The organism is Shewanella sp. 10N.286.54.B9, assembly GCF_041468565.1.
Classification (GTDB): Bacteria; Pseudomonadota; Gammaproteobacteria; order Enterobacterales; family Shewanellaceae; genus Shewanella.
In genome coordinates this window covers 64,231-83,132 of sequence record NZ_JBFRIY010000047.1, presented here as the reverse complement: position 1 = coordinate 83,132, position 18,902 = coordinate 64,231, and the positions used below count along the sequence as shown (strand labels likewise).

13 protein-coding genes and 2 tRNA genes are annotated in these 18,902 nt (G+C 42.8%); 4 read left to right on the top strand and 11 right to left on the bottom strand.

Features of this window, described 5'->3' with window-relative positions:
- The first annotated feature begins 171 nt into the window (after positions 1-171).
- A tRNA-Met gene (locus AB4135_RS17070) sits at positions 172-248 on the top strand.
- A 206-nt stretch (positions 249-454) separates the two neighbouring features.
- Positions 455-531 (top strand) — tRNA-Met (locus tag AB4135_RS17065).
- Between the two features lie 1,477 nt (positions 532-2,008).
- Here the strand turns inward: AB4135_RS17065 and AB4135_RS17060 are convergent.
- The gene (locus tag AB4135_RS17060; RefSeq protein WP_371994669.1) at positions 2,009-2,506 is read right to left on the bottom strand and encodes a VF530 family DNA-binding protein; all 498 of its coding nucleotides are present in this window, start codon (positions 2,504-2,506) and stop codon (positions 2,009-2,011) included.
- 329 nt (positions 2,507-2,835) lie between these two features.
- Between AB4135_RS17060 and AB4135_RS17055 the strand changes: the two genes are divergently transcribed.
- Entirely contained in the window at positions 2,836-4,443 is a 1,608-nt protein-coding gene (locus AB4135_RS17055; RefSeq protein WP_371994665.1) for an ABC-F family ATPase, read from the top strand.
- Between the two features lie 90 nt (positions 4,444-4,533).
- Here AB4135_RS17055 and AB4135_RS17050 read toward each other — a convergent pair whose 3' ends face one another.
- The 8 genes from AB4135_RS17050 to AB4135_RS17015 form a co-directional block, all read right to left on the bottom strand.
- Entirely contained in the window at positions 4,534-4,671 is a 138-nt protein-coding gene (locus tag AB4135_RS17050; protein WP_371994664.1) for a hypothetical protein, read from the bottom strand.
- A complete protein-coding gene (locus tag AB4135_RS17045; RefSeq protein ID WP_371994668.1) occupies positions 4,668-5,459 on the bottom strand; it encodes a DNA alkylation repair protein in 792 nt (263 codons plus the stop codon). The genes AB4135_RS17050 and AB4135_RS17045 overlap by 4 nt, the downstream gene beginning before the upstream one ends.
- Positions 5,460-5,556: 97 nt before the next feature.
- Positions 5,557-7,737 (bottom strand): OsmC domain/YcaO domain-containing protein, encoded by a 2,181-nt coding sequence (locus AB4135_RS17040; protein ID WP_371994663.1) that lies wholly within the window; start codon positions 7,735-7,737, stop codon positions 5,557-5,559.
- A 228-nt stretch (positions 7,738-7,965) separates the two neighbouring features.
- On the bottom strand, positions 7,966-9,750 hold the full coding sequence (locus AB4135_RS17035; protein WP_371994662.1) for an FUSC family protein: 1,785 nt from the start codon (positions 9,748-9,750) through the stop codon (positions 7,966-7,968).
- Complete coding sequence (locus tag AB4135_RS17030; RefSeq protein WP_371994661.1) at positions 9,750-10,610, bottom strand: efflux RND transporter periplasmic adaptor subunit; 861 nt, start codon at positions 10,608-10,610, stop codon at positions 9,750-9,752. The genes AB4135_RS17035 and AB4135_RS17030 overlap by 1 nt, the downstream gene beginning before the upstream one ends.
- Before the next feature lie 963 nt (positions 10,611-11,573).
- A complete protein-coding gene (locus AB4135_RS17025) occupies positions 11,574-11,858 on the bottom strand; it encodes a YkgJ family cysteine cluster protein (protein ID WP_371994660.1) in 285 nt (94 codons plus the stop codon).
- A gap of 206 nt (positions 11,859-12,064) precedes the next feature.
- Positions 12,065-12,847 carry a prolyl hydroxylase family protein gene (locus AB4135_RS17020; protein WP_371994659.1) on the bottom strand — a complete coding sequence of 261 codons (783 nt, stop codon included), beginning with the start codon at positions 12,845-12,847 and terminating at the stop codon, positions 12,065-12,067.
- A gap of 107 nt (positions 12,848-12,954) precedes the next feature.
- On the bottom strand, positions 12,955-14,286 hold the full coding sequence (locus tag AB4135_RS17015; protein ID WP_371994658.1) for an aldehyde dehydrogenase: 1,332 nt from the start codon (positions 14,284-14,286) through the stop codon (positions 12,955-12,957).
- 161 nt (positions 14,287-14,447) lie between these two features.
- Between AB4135_RS17015 and AB4135_RS17010 the strand changes: the two genes are divergently transcribed.
- Positions 14,448-14,783 carry a winged helix-turn-helix transcriptional regulator gene (locus AB4135_RS17010; RefSeq protein WP_371994657.1) on the top strand — a complete coding sequence of 112 codons (336 nt, stop codon included), beginning with the start codon at positions 14,448-14,450 and terminating at the stop codon, positions 14,781-14,783.
- Between the two features lie 128 nt (positions 14,784-14,911).
- Here the strand turns inward: AB4135_RS17010 and prpF are convergent, their stop codons facing one another.
- Positions 14,912-16,120, bottom strand: a complete 1,209-nt coding sequence (gene prpF / locus AB4135_RS17005) for a 2-methylaconitate cis-trans isomerase PrpF (protein ID WP_371994656.1) — start codon at positions 16,118-16,120, stop codon at positions 14,912-14,914.
- Between the two features lie 99 nt (positions 16,121-16,219).
- The gene (gene acnD / locus AB4135_RS17000) at positions 16,220-18,826 is read right to left on the bottom strand and encodes a Fe/S-dependent 2-methylisocitrate dehydratase AcnD (RefSeq protein ID WP_371994655.1); all 2,607 of its coding nucleotides are present in this window, start codon (positions 18,824-18,826) and stop codon (positions 16,220-16,222) included.
- Between the last annotated feature and the right edge of the window lie 76 nt (positions 18,827-18,902).

The following is an 18,902-nucleotide window of genomic DNA, read 5'->3' as shown; positions in this document are numbered from 1 at the left end:
CAACTATAGCGTTTACACGGGCGCGGGATGGAGCAGTATAAAAGCTACTCGGACTCAACTATTTATTAAAGCTTGGCGAAGGTCGTTGCCCTGCTCTTTTAGAAAAGTAATCCAGCTGCCGCAACCAATTCTTTATTAGTAGAATTAAAACAACTATAGCGTTTACACGGACGCGGGATGGAGCAGTATGGTAGCTCGTCGGGCTCATAACCCGAAGGTCGTTGGTTCAAATCCAGCTCCCGCAACCAATTATTTAATAGTAGAATTAAAAAAATTATTAACTTAGATATATTACGGACGCGGAATGGAGCAGTATAAAAGCTACTCGGACTTAACTCTTTATTACAGCTTGGCGAAGTTCGTTGCCCTGCTCTTTTAAAAAAGTAATCTAGCTCCCGCAACCAATTCTTTATTAATAGAATTAAAACAATTATTAACTTAGATATATTACGGACGCGGGATGGAGCAGTTTGGTAGCTCGTCGGGCTCATAACCCGAAGGTCGTTGGTTCAAATCCAGCTCCCGCAACCAATTTATAATTAAGTAGTAGGCCAGCGAAAGCTGGTTTTTTTGTGCCTGAAATTCAGCTTCTGTAATCCCCTTTATACCAATTGCATTAATTATTTGAGCTGCTCAGAACCCCTCCGTCTTTTCAATTCAAAGCACATTTGTAAAGGAATGGTTATTCCCTTCTCTTAAGCCAATGCAAAGTAGAAGTGGAAAGACTGGCGGCTCACGTAGTGCGGCTATGGTAAAAAATTCACAAAACACTATATGCGCTTAGCTATGGCATTTGGATATACGACTAAATGGTCTATTTTTTTCATACGAAAGATGACATTCCGGCTCTCCTTAGTGGTCAGATTTAGGAGGTACGAGACAAAGGATGGTCGCAGGTAGAATAATGTAGCAGCAATAACGAGAGCGAAGCAGGATGCCAGAGCCGAGAATAACGATAAGCTCAAATCCAACTACTTGCCTACAGCGTTTAGAGTTGCCACTGAATGGTCAAACTTTTAATACAATTGGTATTAACCACCTTCTTTAAGCTATGTAGCTTAAGGAGGAAAATTAGTTATTTACGACAATGCATGAGTGACATTCACCACATCTGACTAGATGTAGTGAATGCCTTAAGCATGTCAGCAACAAGCTTGGTCATGTGGTTTACAGTAAGTGAAGAGCAAGCTCATATAGGAGGGTTTCTAGCTTTCTACTTGATCATTGAAGAAACTCATAAGGGACCCATCTTTATGTCAATTATCCGCCTAGAATTAGCACTTAAAAAACCACTCTGAGTAGAACGAATTATACCAATTGGTGTAACTCCACTATCCACTCCAACTTCAATCTTCTTCCTCAGTAGATCCTGACATTCGGTTCTAATAGCGCACTTGGAAGAGAGCAGTAAGGATTTAGGTTTATACCCTGCCCGATAAAGAGTCTTATTAGCACTGAAATTAATAAGCTGACAATATTCATTAAAGAACGGGCGTTTTGAAAAAGTAGAAAACCTCTAACTCATAGCAGTTGGTTTATGGTTAACGTCATAAACCAACTGCGACTCAAGTCTATACACCCGCAAAACAATGGATAAATCCGTCTTGTATGCCACATTATACCAATCAGTATAAAGATTTGATCGCTCAGCGAGAGTTTAGCGGCTTTGAGGTAAGGTCATTAAATGCTCCTGCATTAATGACATTCACCACATCTGACCTCCAGGGATGGAGGGAATGCCTTAAGCATGTCAGGAACATACTAGGCCATGAGGTTCGCAATGAATGAAGAACATAGTTATTCTACATTCAAGTTCATTAACACAGCATCAAAGCCACTAAAACTCGCCTGTAAGGAGTGTTTTTGGCTTCCTACTTCTGCGTTGAATAAACTCATAAGGGAATAACCATTGTGTCATTTACCCGTCTTGAATTAGTTCGCCAAAAACACTCTGAGTAGAACAACTACTTATACTGATTGGTATTAAAAGCTTTTAACAAGCGTTTTGTTACTTACCCCAAGGGTTAGATGGATCCTGTGAAGGTGCAGCCTTTTTAGCAGCTGAACGTTTGTTTTGTGCATAGGAATCTTGCGCTTTTGGCTTATCCTTGCCATAACGTGGTCGCTGACCACTTTTCTTCATCGCTTTATAATTCTCTTGTGCTTTTTCACGCATCTCTGCAACTAATTCAACGGTTAATTTCTGCGGCTGACGAGGCACTATCCCATTAGCGTAACCACGTTCTCTTGGCTTCATCTCCATTTGCTGCTCACTACCTTTAGGCATGCGCTTAAAGCGATAAAGATAAAAGCCTTCAACCCGTTCTCTGGCCCACTCCGTTTTCTTTAGAAACTTAATACATGCATCCATGTTTGGATTCAAGTTAAAGCATTCTAATCGAAGTGCAGCATAGAGCACCTTAAAGTCATAAAACTTAATAAGCTCTGTTAGCATGGTTTCTAATTTAAGACCGTGCAAAGGGTTGTTCTTTTGATGTTCAAGCATGGGGCGTTCAATCATGGGGCGTCCAAAAAATCACTGATAATGTACCGAGCGTTAGCTAACTAACAAGGCCATTTTAGCAACGGCCTAAATAATCTGTTAATAATAACAAGAAAATGACCTTATCACCCGCTTCAAATTCGTTTGCCAAGCAATATAGTAGACAAAAGCACTCAAAACAGTCTTATTTGATGGATTTCCACTATGGTTGCTCGACATATAACCGCCTATGTCTGTATAATCCGCGGCTGTTTTACCTTGGCAAACCCATGCTTTTTTAGGCTAGCGGTTAACTGCTTAGCTTTAATTACTTTAACCTTCAGGATATTCCATTGATCTCTACCGCAAACATCACCATGCAGTTTGGCCCAGAGCCACTGTTTGAAAACATTTCCGCAAAATTTGGCAACGGTAACCGTTATGGTTTAATCGGGGCAAATGGCTGTGGTAAATCAACTTTCATGAAGATCTTAAGTGGTGAGCTTGCGCCTACTTCCGGAAATGTTTCAATTACTCCAGGTCAAAAGGTCGGTACACTAAGCCAAGATCAATTTGCATTCGAACAGTACAGTGTTATTGATGCCGTTATTCAAGGTGACCCGAAACTTTGGGAAGTAAAGCAGGAGCGTGAACGCATTTACTCTTTGCCAGAGATGAGTGAAGAGGATGGCATGAAAGTTGGTGAACTTGAAAGTGAGTTTGCTGAAATGGATGGCTATAGTGCAGAAAGCCGTGCCGGTGAGATCCTTATTGAAGCAGGTATTGAAGAAGAATACCACTTCGGATTAATGAGCCAGGTTGCACCAGGTAAAAAACTGCGTGTATTGCTTGCACAAGCACTATTCTCCAACCCTGATATTTTGTTACTCGACGAGCCTACCAACAACTTGGATATCCATACCATTAGTTGGTTAGCAGAAGAGCTAAACAAGCGTAAATGCACCATGATCATCATCTCTCACGACAGACACTTCTTAAACACCGTCTGTACGCATATGGCTGATATCGATTACGGTGAGCTACGGATTTACCCTGGTAACTACGAATACTTCCTTGAAGCGGCAGGACTGATTCAAGAGCAGCTGCTTGCAGGTAACGCCAAGAAAAGTGCTGAAATGGCTGAGCTACAAGATTTCGTAAACCGTTTCGGCGCCAATGCTTCAAAAGCAAAGCAAGCCAGTTCACGGGCAAAGAAGCTTGAAAAAATATCTCTCGATGAAGTTAAGTCTTCAAGCCGTATGACACCTTCTCTACGTTTTGATGAAAGTAAGAAGATGCATCGTCAGGCATTGGTCATTGAAGAGTTGGGCCACGGTTTTGATGGTGAGCTACTTTTTGAAGGTGGTGAGCTGATCTTAGAAGCTGGTGCAAAGCTCGCAGTAATTGGCGAGAACGGTGTTGGTAAAACGACCCTACTACGCTGCTTAGTCAATGAACTGGCGAATAAGCAAGGCGTGATTAAATGGTCTGAAAATGCAGCTATTGGGTATTGCCCACAAGACAGTAACAAAGATTTTGATAATGACTTAACGTTATTTGATTGGATGTCTCAATGGCGTACACCGCGTCACAATGACTTAATGGTACGCGGTATGTTAGGTCGTTTGTTGTTTACCGAAGACGATGCTAACAAGAAAGCACGCAATTGCTCTGGTGGTGAGAAAAACCGTCTATTGTTTGGTAAATTAATGATGATGGACATCAACGTACTGGTTATGGATGAGCCAACCAACCACATGGATATGGAAGCAATTGAAGCGTTAAACAATGCGCTTAAATTGTTTGAAGGTACTTTGATATTCGTTAGCCACGACAGGGAGTTTGTTTCGTCACTAGCGACTCACATCATTGATGTCAGGGATCAGAAGCTAATTAACTTCCACGGTACCTTTAATGAGTACATGTCTAGCCAAGCGGAAGCACTAGCAAAGAAAGCTTAGTCATTAAACCGCCCTGTGCTGTGCAATAGCTAAAACTAACAAGCCATTTGAACTTTCAAATGGCTTTTTTAATACCAATAGTCGTTCCTGCTAACCAAAACAAACTATCGTGCTAGCGGCGGTTTCAGGGATCTGCATATTGATAAGGCTAGCCATCACAAACAACACTAAAATGGTAATGGCTAATGCAGCTAGCGTTATCGCAATAAACCGCAGTAATGTTTTCACTCTTTATCCTTACCTGTAAAGCAGAGCAACTGCATACGTATACAAGGATCGAGTTTCTCTATGGCGTAACGTAAAGTGGCACGCTGCATACTATTAATATTGGTTTTAAGATACCTAATAACATCCTCTTCATGCTCTACTGCAGCGACTTTAAGCAACCAGCCGACACTCTTTTGTACAAAGGGGTCTTCATCTTTAAGTAAGCGATCGCAGTTTTCAAATATAAGCGCTTTTGGCAGCATAAAAGTGCTTGTACCCATCTTGCGCTTAATAAACTTGACCCACACTACGTTTGCAGCACGACGGCACCAGGGGTTAGTCGATCTCGACCAGGCTTGAGTGGATTCAATCAAATGAGGTCTTGCAAGCAAAAACTGATAGATGGTTTTTATGCACAGATCATCAACATGAGACCAGTTAGACACATAATGCTCCAGCCAGTACTCAAAACGCTGTAACAGATCATCCTCATAATGGCGTTTGACAAATTTATTAATCAGTCCAAATGCCAGTAAAACCTCTTCGGTATACTTAGCATGCTCAAGAATGTGCTCTGTTAAGGCTAAATACTCATTTGCGTCTAACTGTGCCTGCTCAGCTTGAAACTCTTGCACAACCTGTTTAATCATTGGCGCTTTAACACCAATGAAATTGACTTCATGGTTGAAAAATCTCGCCATCGTCCTCGCATTTTCGGCGGAGCTAACAGCGTTAAGCCTAACCAGTAAATCACAGTGATAAGCATGATATTGATTACAGTTTGTAATGGGACAGTACTCCTTGAACAATGCTAACAATCAGTTTGCGTTTATCGAAAGCTAGAAACAAAAAGCCCATCAAAAGATGGGCTCAATAGACAACATATTAACCGAGTAAGCGATTAGCTTACATGTTGTCTTTACGTGCCTTATGCAGCTTCTTGTAGCTTTCAATCAACCTTAAATGCGGTTCGATCCCTTCGAGGTCCATACTGGTTTCAGTTAACCCATAAAACTTAACGTCGCCGTTAATTGACCCGACAACGTTTTCCATCACCTCTTTACCAAACATTCTATTAAAGTTGTGAATAAAGTGCTCAAGTTCTAGCTCTTCGTCCATAGCGACTTCAAGTACAGCGCTCACAGCTTGATAGAATAAGCCGCGTTCAACCGTATTATCGTTGTATTGTAAGAATTCAGCCACCAACTCCATGGCATCTTCTAGCTCACCCAGAGCTAAGTAGATAAGGATTTTAAGTTCAACAATCGTTAACTGGCCCCAAGGTGTATTTTCATCAAATACAATACCGATTAAAGTCGGTATATCAGTTTGATTATCGAGTTGGCTCTCTTCAAGTCGCTCAACCAAATCAGCCAATGCCTCTTCATCTAAACGATGCAGATTAAGAATATCTTCACGGTAATGCAGTGATTTGTTGGTGTTATCCCAGATAAGATCTTCAACTGGGTATACCTCTGAGTAATCCGGTACTAAGATGCGGCAAACTGACGCGCCGAGCTGATCAAACTCAGCAATGTAAGCCTCTTTACCAATCTCAGCCAAGATCCCAAACAGACTCTCAGTTTCCTCATCGTTACTACCAGAGAAATCCCATTCACAAAAATCATAATCAGATTTATTGCTAAAGAAGCGCCATGAGATAACGCCAGTGGAGTCAATAAAGTGATCAACAAAGTTTTCTGGTTCAGTCACAGCCATACTATCAAACGTCGGCTTTGGTACATCATTCAGGCCTTCAAAGCTTCGACCTTGCAAAAGCTCCGTTAGGCTTCGTTCGAGCGCGACTTCAAAACTTGGGTGAGCACCAAATGACGCAAAAACGCCGCCAGTACGTGGGTTCATTAAGGTCACGCACATGACTGGGAATTGACCACCAAGAGACGCATCTTTAACAACTACAGGGAAGCCTTGCGCTTCAAGACCTTCAATACCCACTAAGATACTAGGATACTTCTCTAGTACAGACCTAGGCACTTCAGGTAATACAATCTCTTGCTCAATAATCTGTCTTTTAACCGCACGTTCAAAAATCTCTGATAAGCATTGAACCTTAGCTTCTGCCAAGTTATTGCCTGCGCTCATGCCGTTACTTAAGAAAAGGTTTTCAATAAGATTAGATGGAATGTACACCGTCTCGCCATCGGAATGGCGTACATAAGGAATTGAGCAGATCCCACGCTCAATCATCCCTGAGTTAGTATCTATCAGGTTTGAGCCTGCAAGCTCGCCATCTGGATTATAAATCTCAAGACAGTGTTGATCTAAAATGCCAGCGGGTAATGAATCATCCTCTTCCAGCGCAAACCATTTTTCATTAGGGTAATGAACAAAGTCACTGTTAGCTACCTCTTCACCGAAAAATTGATCGTTGTAAAAGAAGTTGCAGTTTAAACGTTCTATAAATTCGCCCAACGCTGAACACAGTGCACTTTCTTTGGTTGCACCTTTACCATTGGTAAAACACATTGGCGAAGCGGCATCACGAATATGCAGCGACCAAACATTAGGGATAATATTGCGCCATGAGGAGATCTCAATCTTCATCCCCAAATCAGCCAGCATGCTCGTCATATTGCTAATGGTTTGTTCAAGTGGCAAATCTTTACCCAATATATAGGTGCTAGCATCGGTATCGGCCTGCCCCATCAACATTGCATTAGCATCAGTGTCGAGGTTATCAACGGTTTCAATTTTGAACTCAGGCTCAGTCTGAACCACCTTTTTAACCGTGCAGCGATCGATAGACCGCAAAATACCGGTTTTATCTTTTTCAGAAATATCATCAGGCAGCTCTACCTGAATTTGGAAAATCTGGTTGTAGCGATCTTCTGGATCGACAATATTGTTCTGTGACAGACGGATATTATCAGTTGGAATGTCTCGCGCTTTACAGTACACCTTGACGAAATAAGCCGCACAAAGTGCTGAAGACGCTAAGAAGTAATCGAATGGACTAGGTGCTGAGCCATCGCCTTTATAACGAATAGGCTGATCGGCCGTGACGGTAAAATCATCAAACTTGGCTTCAAGTCTAAGATTGTCGAGAAAATTTACTTTGATTTCCATTAAATAATGTCCAGAGTCGTGCGCTGTAAATAGGCTAGCGTGTCTTAATATAGGGAATTATCGGTGTTTTTAAGGCAATAGTCTTGGGTTAATTAGCAAAAAGCACTAATTAGATCACTATCAGATCCTCATTAGCGATTAATGAGCAGTTTCCATACCACTTCCACTGCTAGAATGGCTGCTAGGCTAAAAGAAAATCGGTGATACAAACGTAGCAACATACGTTTTCTAACTTATGGACTCAGCTGCAGCCAACTCTTGTCTCCATTGTTGTAGTTCAAAAAAACAAACCACGGTAGCGACTAGTTGCTCTAAATCATCAATCTTGGTGTTATCTAACTGCTGCAAGTATTCAGCAGCCTTCTCAGGACTATCAAACTGATCCAACAAATTAGCCATATTAAGCCCAACGCTAACCAGCTTTTCATTAGCACGAAGCGCCAATATTCCTTTGGTCGTTTCAATATTACACAATTGTTTTCGTTGTCGACCAATATCAAAACCTTGTAGTTGGCTTATCTGTAAACGACGTTGCATCTGCACCACAAAATATTTCGAGGGTTTCACAATTTTGTTGTGCACAGCGTTAACTGTATTCTTTTGAATAGACGCTATTGATAGTTTCGCGATGTATTCCTGACTCGGTTCAGGGATCAACATAAAACCTAACCACAATTGTAATGCAGTAACAAGATGTACTAAGGCATTATTAAAACTGGTGAGAGGGTCAAAAATTGCCAAGTTATTAAGGCCCAATGCGGACAGAAAAAAAACTGTACCAAACAGGACGATAGGAGTTTGTGGCCCAGCTCTTGTTAGTAGCACACCGCTGACAAACCCTGCACCGAATAAAATAACAAATAGCCACTGCCATATAGGAATAGCTAAAAACAGATTATTAGCAAACAGAAAACCTAAGCTTGAACCAAGAATCGCGGCGATAAGGAATTTTTTAAGTTGTTTAGTGAAACCTATTTGAGTAGAAAATATTGAGATAAATATACAGCCGAGCATTAAAGCTGCCGGCGCACTTTGAAAACCAGAAAAGTACCAATATAGTAAAGAGAAAGAGATAACCCAAAATACGCGAGAAGCTGCAAAAACCACTATTTGCCAGTTAGTTGGAGTCAAACTCTTAAGTCTACGATTGCTCGTTTTTGGGATCTTCCTCGACGACATGAGTTCTTTATAAGCAACGCGATAATCCTTTATCAAGCGATCTACTTTTTCGTCCAACAATAACTGTGACGCAGCCGATAATGATACCGTATCAGAGGTGGCAGACAACTCTGCAGCTAACAGCAATTTTGATAATGCCAGCTCCAAACTATTAGCATGAAAGCCAATTTTTACTGATTCAATGGATGCAGGAACTAAAGTCTCTAACGCTTGTAAAATGTCTAATTGGTAGCGGTTATCCTTGATTGTGTCCTTGGTTATTTGGGTCAATTTTTCTAACTGTGTATACAACTTTTTAACTTCATAATTAGGTTTAGTTCCCAGAGTGGCCAAAAAGGAAAACAGGATCCCTAGACTGACTTCAGAGACACGGTTGGCAATTGTCTGCAACATATCTTGCGAGTCACTGACCAACAAGCCATTAATGGCAATTAAGATGAATGTCGAACAAGTGACGTTAAATATATAACGCTCATTATTTTTTCGTAGTAACGAAGGCAAGATAAGAGCCGCTGTGACAAAAGCGACGCCAAAAGAAAACAACCACGGATCATTGATAAGGTAGTTATAAGCCAGAATACCTAGCGGTACAGCGAGTAAAGTGCCTTTTAAACGAGACAGCCCCCTATCAATCACGCCGCCAAAACTGCCTATTAGAGTAATTAATAGCGCTGTAGTCGTTGCCCAAGCAGGACTTTCTAAGTCTAAATACATTGCCGTTAATGTACAGCCAGACAATGCCAACCCCATTCTAATACCAGCCATGATTTCGACATTAGTAAAATCTGGAATTAACCAACGCCAATTTGAGGTCTTACTTGGTGACAGTGCCATTATTCAATAACAACAGAAGCGGTTGAACCGGAAAACAGGTGCAACTGCTGTACTCGTTGCTGATCATCAAAAGCAATGGTTACAGGCACTCGTTGCGCTAATCTTATCCACGGGAACGTTTGCTGTACGTCTGGTAACTGCTGGCTTCCTTTGGTCACATTGTTATTATTGATCCCCCGCGCAATACTGACCACAGTGCCCTTTAAAATAATATCATCTCGCCCCATCAAACGTATTCTGGCTTTTTGACCTGATTGTAACTCTCTAATGCGGGTCTCCTCAAAATAGGCTTTTACCGTAAAGCTATTGAGATCGATAAGTGCAATAACCTGCTGCCCTGGGGTAACTACTTGGCCACTGGTAAAGTCCAGATCGGATATATAACCCGCATGAGGTGCATAAATTTTTGTACGCTCAGTATTGAGTTTTGCTTGGGAATGATCTGCTGTTAACACTTTAATTTCAGCTTGCTGTTCTTTTACTGAGGTATTTGCTTTCTCCCGCTCGTCTGCTGATACCAGATTACCGGGGATCCCCTGTAACCGGAGCTCTTCATCTTGCAATAGCTTTAACTGATACTCCCCCTGCTCCAGCGCCGCGGTTGCTTTAGTCAAGGCAATAACTTGATCATCTCCCTCGAGTTCAAACAGTAACTGATCTTTGGTCACTTTCTCGTCAGTACTCACATGGATCTGCTTCACCTTGCCAGCAATTTGACTCGCGATATGAGAAATGTCTGCATGAACGCGTGCATCGCGCGTCCAGGGGGAAACCATATAAAAAACCCATAGGTAATAACTAAACCCAATCGATGCTAATACCAAAATAATGGTCATCACTAAGGCTCTATCTATTCTCATGCGGGCCATCCTAGTAATGTAATACGCCCAAAATGAACTAAGGTAATTGTTAAAATCCAAGTAGATACCGCTACGTAACCACTTAATTCAACTGGAATGGCTACTATATGGAAAAACTTTGATTTTCTAGCTGACAACCAAAATACAGAGCCCCAAAAAAATGTGACAAAAAATGGGGTAACGTAAAGGCTACCAAACAACGAAGTTTCGAACATAAAGACAATCCTTATCAGTAGCTGCGAAGTGGTAATAGATATTGGAAGTGATTGAGTAGAACAGCTAGTCCTCAATTGCTAAACGCTTTCCTATTAAAGGTATAGACTTAAAGCGTTACAAATGCTCAGTTTTTTTAGTAAAGCACCACTAAGCTAAACCTTGGTTATCTTAACAAACGACACTGATCGCATTGTTGAGAACTCAAATTGATGGGTATCTAGAGAGGAAGCTGACATTACCAACACAACTTAAACCGCAGTTGCTTAGGTTAGATACTGGCAACATATCTCTAAGAACCTATTGGTTAAACGATTTTATAGCAATGTAATCAGAAAATGAGAAACGCTGAGTATTCAGAAAATGAACCACTAAATGATAGCTCTATAGCAAGGGCCACTCTTAACCTTTAACGAACGATTAGCATTTACTATCTATTACTTGGCTATAGAGGCATACTGAAACTGCAGTAACTAGATAGGCTTTTATCCTAAGAGCCCGAAGTTACCAACGTCCCAAAAGGTAATTATGTTTAGTAAGGGCGAATAAGTGAAAGGTAGATAACATTATGAGTAAAGGACAAGACAGTAAAAAGAACGTCAAGAAACAACCACTTTTAACTGCAAAAGAAAAGAAAGCAGCTAAGGCCGCAAAAAAGTCTGCAACTAAATCATCAGTGATCTAACCGTAAACTGGCCATCGTTTGTAGGCGATGGCCTTTACCAATATCATGTTAATTCTAGATATCTTCTAAGCTTCTCTTTCTACGCGGCATTCATATGATCCCATCTCAAATTCTCGGCAGATCCACGGTCTATTCTCGTAAATAGAACACATCAGCGTTTCTCTATCGAGGGCGGCGCACCAACCATCATCTAAGCGAAGCATTGTTTCAGCGCCCCATTCATCGGTGGCTATATAAGTTTCTGGGACGCCGGTATCAGTAATGATCATCACCTCTAACCGACAACAGCATGCTTGGCAGTTAGAACAGGTGACTTCAGCTTCAGATACGTTCTTAATGTTAATGGTCATGCGGATCACAATATTGAATAATCGTACATTTTACCTCAAATCTGTGCAATTAAACACGAAGTAATAGCGATAACCATAAACTGAAAGGGCTAAAAGGCACCAAAGCTAAACACAGCACTTTAAGCTAAAGTACTGTGTTTTTTATGTCGTTTTTTACTCAATATGGTTTCGAAATAAGCCCTAACAGATTGCTATAGCTGCTAGCTTTACAACTCAAACAAAACGTCAGTACGGATTATGTACTTAACACCTTTAGTGATTGGCACTGAACTATGGATACAGTGCAGTGGATGCATTCCATGGGGAAAACACAATACGCTACCAGCCGGTGTTCTTATGTCGACGTTGTTAACTTTGTCACCGGCTTTTGCTGGTTTTGAAGCATCTTCAGCATTAACCAAGAAACGGGTCTCTCCGCCCTCAAAATCTTCACTCAATAATATCAAGAACGTCATTTGGCTAAAGCGATCGGGATTAGCATTAGCAATGAGCTGATTATCTATAATACGACTCCCCGGCCACGCGCCGTCGGAATGTGGCTTAAAGTAATCATCTTGTCCATACCGATAGAACCGAAAGCGGGCATTTATCCCTAAAGCTTTACTGCCATTAAAAATATTTTGTCTATCATCCATTAAGTGCGCAATACGTTGCCAGATCAACCCATCGGTCTGCTCATCTACAATCCATGTAAGGCTATCGTTGTGGCGAACAGTTCTCGGTAACGAAACCGCTGCATCCGGTAAGAATTCAAGTTGTTCACTAATTTCGATAAGATTAGTGCACTCAGTTGTAGATAACACATTGAGCAATTGAAATGCGCCAGGCACCTCTTGTAACTCCTTTCTCTCTATCTGCGTTGAAGAATATTCAACACTTAAATTAGCAGGGTTTTTATTATTATTCCCCCATGCTGGTAATGCTGGATGCTCTGCACCAGCTTCTAAAGCTGCAACAAAAAAGGGTTCGGGTCTATTTTCTAGATTCATAACATTTCTACTTTATTTTGATTTGGTACAACAAATAAGAACTGGCTTCTGTTTACCATGAATTATATTAGTAGCCAAAATGCACACATGCATGCCGCATTTAGCGCTTACTTGCTTAGTACTCTTACTTGGGAAAACTGGCGATGACCCGCTGCGCCGCCATGAAAGCCAAATCCACTTTGTTTGGCACCCACCCACGGGCCCGCGCCACCGCCTCCTTGGTTAACGCCGATCATTCCAGCCTCCATTTTTTCCGCGACCTCTGCCGCGGCCACACCACCGAATACCGATGCACTCAATCCATACGGGCTATCGTTGGCTCGCGCGATAGCTTCAGCAATATCATTAAAACGGCTAATAGCGACTACAGGGCCAAAAGTTTCATCTTGTTCTAGCAACATATCAGCAGTGATGTTGGCTACGACTGTAGGCTGAATAAATGGCGGTTGATAATCAGCGTGACCTAACAAAAATCGGGCACCTTTTAACTCAGCATCTTTAAGATGAGCGATAACCTTGCGGTGTTGTTTAGCATTAACAATTGGGCCAATATTGACACCAGGTTTATCCCAAGCACCCACTTGATAGCGGCTTGCTAATGACACTACCTTTTGCTCAAACTCATCAGCAATGCGCTCATCAACATAAATACGCTCAGTGGACGTGCACATCTGTCCGGCATTTTCAAACGAACTGGCAACAGCAAATTGCACCGCTTTATCAATGTCGGCACTAGCCATCACTATCATGGGATCGTTACCCCCAAGCTCCATGACTAATCTTTTAAGTGATAACGCTGCACTGGCCATTATGTGTTTACCCGCAGCTAATGAACCAGTAAAAGCCACCATATTGATATCACTGTTCACCAATGCTTTACCTGTGTTAGCCGCGCCATGGGCTATCTGTAATAAACCATCAGGCAGTACTTCATTTAGCGTTTTGACAAACAAATCGGCAACCAAGGGCGTTTCTTCTGACGGTTTTAAAATAACGCTATTTCCGGCCATTAGTGCTGGCAGCAGTAAGTTATTTGCCATTGCCAATGGGTAATTCCACGGGGAGATCACAGCAACGACTCCCAAAGCGCGATATTGAAGCTCACTGCCATGTCCAAGCGGCTCGCTTTGCAGCGATTGCGCGATCTCTTGACAAAAATATTGGGCATTTTGCACTACGCCAACCGCCTCGTAACTTGCGCGCCTAAAATCCTTACCCATCTCCTGACTTATCAATAACCCCAAAGATTCTTGTACTGTGGCTAAGTGCTTATAAGCGGCCACTATTTGTTGTTGTCGCTCATACAAAGATTGCGTTACCCAGTTTTTCTGAGCGAATTTAGCCCTTTTTACCAAAGTTGCTATTTGCTTGTCGCTGGCTATAGGTACTTGACCTAGTGCTTTATTCTCTATGGGATCGTAGGAAACAAGTACTGTCATTTTTTATTATCCTTCAACTTGCGCTATGCCTTGTCGTATAACGCTATTTGTATTTGGTAGTTGCTGTATATTTTGCTAGAGTGGGAAACAAATGCAACCAGTATACTTTTAGTAACCACGTAGATTTCAATATTCATAAGGTTAAAAAGCAAATAAATACAATGATTAATAGCAAAGAAATAAATCTAAACAGTTGCGACGAACCCTGCTCTATTGAGCGAGGAATGCGCATTCTTGGTGGAAAATGGAAGGCTTCTATCTTGTGGCACTTAAAAGACGGACCGGTGCGCTTTAACGAACTGTCTCGTATGCTCGGTGGTGCAAGTAAAAAAATGGTCGATCAACGTCTTAAAGAGTTAGAGGTTCAGGGTTTGGTGACGCGAGAAGTGATCTGTGAACGACCGATTGCTGTTACCTATGAGATCACCGAGTTTGGTCGTACTGCACTTACGATTTTAGAAAGACTCAAAGACTGGACTGAAGATAGTGATTTCTAGGTTAATCCTTATCAAGCTAAATTAGACAACAAAAAACCGCATATCCTTTTAAAGGCAATGCGGTTTTTATATCGGTTGAATTGGCGAGCGTTAATATAAACGCTTTTAGGTCTAAATGAGCAACTCAACTAACCATCTAGAACGTCACTTGGTACCCTCACCCAGCCTTCCATCAACACTCTAGCACTTCGGCTCATCACGGCTTTGTTTACTTTCCATTGACCATCAACTTGGCTTGCCTGTGCGCCTACTTTTAACGTGCCAGATGGGTGGCCAAACTTAACGGATTCTCGCTCTACATTGCCAGCGGCAAGGCTGACTAATGTTCCAGGGATCGCCGCAGCAGTTCCAATTGCGACAGCTGCTGTGCCCATCATTGCATGATGTAGTTTGCCCATAGACAACGCCCGCACGTTTAAATCAATATCATGCTTGCTAATAGCTTTACCACTAGAAGATACATAATCAATAGGCTCAGCCACAATAGCCACTTTGGGCGTATGCTGACGCGCTGCAGCCTCATCAATATGGTTAATGAGCCCCATCTGCACAGCACCATAAGCACGGATGGTTTCAAACCTATTAAGCGCAGCTTGATCGCCATTTATCGCTTCTTGTAACTCGGCGCCACTGTAACCTAAGTCCTGTGCATTGATAAATATCGTTGGAATGCCTGCATTAATCATGGTCGCTGGTACGCTACCGCTTGATACGATGTCTAGAGGTAACTCTAAATCATCGACCAGATTACCCGTTGGGAACATAGCGCCTTCACCATCAGCAGGATCGATAAATTCAACTTGGACCTCTGCAGCGGGAAACGTCACCCCATCTAGCTCAAAATCACCGGTTTCTTGTACTTCACCGTTGGTCATAGGGACATGGGCGATAATGGTTTTACTAATGTTTTTTTGCCAGATCCGCACAACTGCAATACCGTTCTCAGGGATGCGGCTGGGATCAACTAGGCCGCTGCTTATTGCAAACGAGCCAACAGCGGCGGACAAATTACCGCAGTTACCACTCCAATCGACAAACGGTTTATCGATGGCGACTTGGCCAAACAAGTAATCAACATCATGTTCAGCCTCATTACTCTTAGCAACGATAACGGTTTTGCTAGTGCTTGATGTTGCGCCGCCCATACCGTCAGTCTGTTTCTGATAAGGATCAGGGCTACCAATGACTCTCAGTAACAAAGAGTCTCGTAGCGGCCCTGCAACCTGCGCAGCTTGCGGCAAATCAGTTAAATTAAAGAACACACCTTTACTGGTACCGCCACGCATATAGGTCGCAGCCACTTTAAGCTGAGGAGCAAATACTTTATCAGTTGTCATAAGCCTTCCATTCAATAGGTTTACATCTATTACTTTGAAAGTAATAAAAAGAAAACGTTAGCCAACGCAACTTAACCGTTGGCTAACGGTTCTTGATAACTAAGTGGCAGTAGACGCTAAAAAATCATTAGCAAATCGCTGCAAAATACCACCCGCTTCATAGATCGACACCTCTTCGGCAGTATCTAGTCGACATTTAACGGGGATAGTAACCGACTCACCATTTTTACGAGTCATGGTGACAGATAACGCCGCACCGGGCGTGCGTTCGCCAATCACGTCATAAGTTTCAGTACCATCAATCTCGTAGGTGTGGCGAGTATCGCCATTGGTGAATTCTAGTGGTAAAACCCCCATACCGACTAAGTTAGTGCGGTGGATCCGTTCAAATCCTTCAGCAACAATAACCTCAACCCCAGCAAGACGCACGCCTTTAGCAGCCCAGTCTCTGCTTGAGCCTTGACCATAATCTGCACCAGCGATAATGATCAGCGGCTGCTTGCGATCCATATAGGTTTCAATTGCTTCCCACATACGCGACTCAGCACCTTCAGGTTCAATACGCGCAAATGAGCCCTGCTTGATTTCAACCTCACCATCCTTACCCAGCTTAGTCACCATCTCATTAAACAGCTTAGGGTTGGCAAAGGTTGCACGCTGTGCGGTTAAATGATCGCCGCGATGGGTGGCGTAGGAGTTAAAATCGACTTCCGGTAAGCCCATTTTGTCGAGATATGCGCCAGCGGCACTATCCAACATAATCGCATTGGACGGTGATAAGTGGTCAGTCGTGATATTGTCACCAAGTACTGCTAAAGGACGCATGCCTTTCATGGTGCGCTCACCTGCCAGCGCACCTTCCCAATAAGGAGGACGACGAATATAGGTACTCTGAGGGCGCCAATCATACTGCGGATCGTTATCGGTGCCATACTCGACTTTAATATCGAACATCGGCTCATACACTTTTCGGAACTGCTCTGGCTTAACGCTCTGGGCAATCACCGCATCAATCTCTTCATCCGATGGCCACAGATCTTTAAGCAAAATATCCTTGCCATCAGCGTCTGTTCCAAGCACATCTTTTTCAATATCGAATCGTATGGTTCCCGCAATAGCATAGGCAACCACTAGAGGTGGCGATGCTAAAAATGCTTGTTTAGCATAAGGGTGAATACGACCATCAAAGTTACGATTACCCGAAAGCACCGCTGTTGAATAAAGATCGCGTTCGATAACCTCTTTTTGGATAACAGGATCGAGCGCGCCGCTCATACCATTACAGGTGGTACAGGCAAAGCCCACAATACCAAAACCTAGTGCTTCAAGTTCAGGTAAAAGGTTGGCATCTTCAAGGTATAATTGCACCGCTTTTGAGCCTGGGGCTAATGAGGTTTTCACCCAAGGTTTACGCGTTAATCCTTTTGCATTGGCGTTACGAGCCAGCAAGCCTGCAGCAATCACGTTACGAGGGTTTGAAGTATTAGTACAGCTAGTAATAGCCGCAATGATGCAGGCGCCGTCAGGCATCAAGCCCTCTTCATTCTCGACAACACCACTAATGCCTTTTTTGGCCAAATCACTGGTTGATACACGGCGATGTGGATTTGAAGGGCCGGCGATATTACGCCCGACACTTGATAGGTCAAAGCGCAGCACACGCTCATATTCAACATCATTGAGCGTATCTGCCCATAACCCTGCTTGTTTAGCATAGGTTTCCACTAACTTAACCTGCTTATCGTCACGGCCTGTTAGTGTTAAATAGTCGATGGTCTTTTCATCGATATAGAACATCGCCGCTGTTGCACCAAATTCAGGTGTCATGTTAGAGATCGTTGCTCTATCGCCTAATGTAAGGTTAGCCGCCCCCTCGCCGAAGAACTCAAGATAGGTCGACACAACCTTTTCATTACGCAGGAACTCAGTGATCGCTAATACTATATCCGTTGCGGTAATACCCGCTTGACGCTTGCCCACCAGCTCTACACCAACAATGTCGGGCAGGCGCATGTATGATGGACGCCCTAGCATTACGCTTTCGGCCTCTAAACCGCCAACGCCAATTGCAATAACGCCTAATGCGTCAACATGGGGTGTATGGCTATCGGTACCAACTAAAGTGTCAGGAAACGCGACACCTTCGCGAGCTTGCACGACCGGTGACATCTTCTCAAGGTTGATCTGATGCATAATGCCATTACCAGGCTGGATCACATCGATGTTTTTAAACGCCGTTTTAGTCCAGTTGATAAAGTGAAATCTGTCGTCATTACGTCGGTCTTCAATCGCGCGGTTTTTCTCGAAAGCATCTTTCTCAAATCCTGCATGTTCTACAGCCAAAGAGTGATCAACAATCAGCTGGGTAGGTACGACGGGATTGACTTTAGAAGGGTCGCCACCTTTATCAGCAATGGCATCACGCAGGCCAGCAAGATCAACCAAAGCGGTTTGACCAAGAATATCGTGACAGACTACGCGCGCCGGATACCAAGGAAAATCTAGATCGCGTTTGCCCTCAATAATCTGCTTTAGGCAATCAGTTAACGTGTCAGGGTCGCAGCGACGGACTAGGTTCTCAGCATATACACGCGAGCAATAGGGTAGCTTTTTAAACGCATTTGGACTGATGGCATTGACAGCCGTTTCAGTATCGAAAAAATCTAACTCGGTACCAAGCAAAGGTTTACGGTAGTTGGTATTCATAGGGCGTTCCAATTCTTATACTGACATTAGGCTTACGTTGCCACTCGATTACGGAGTGAATATATTAAGTACCTAA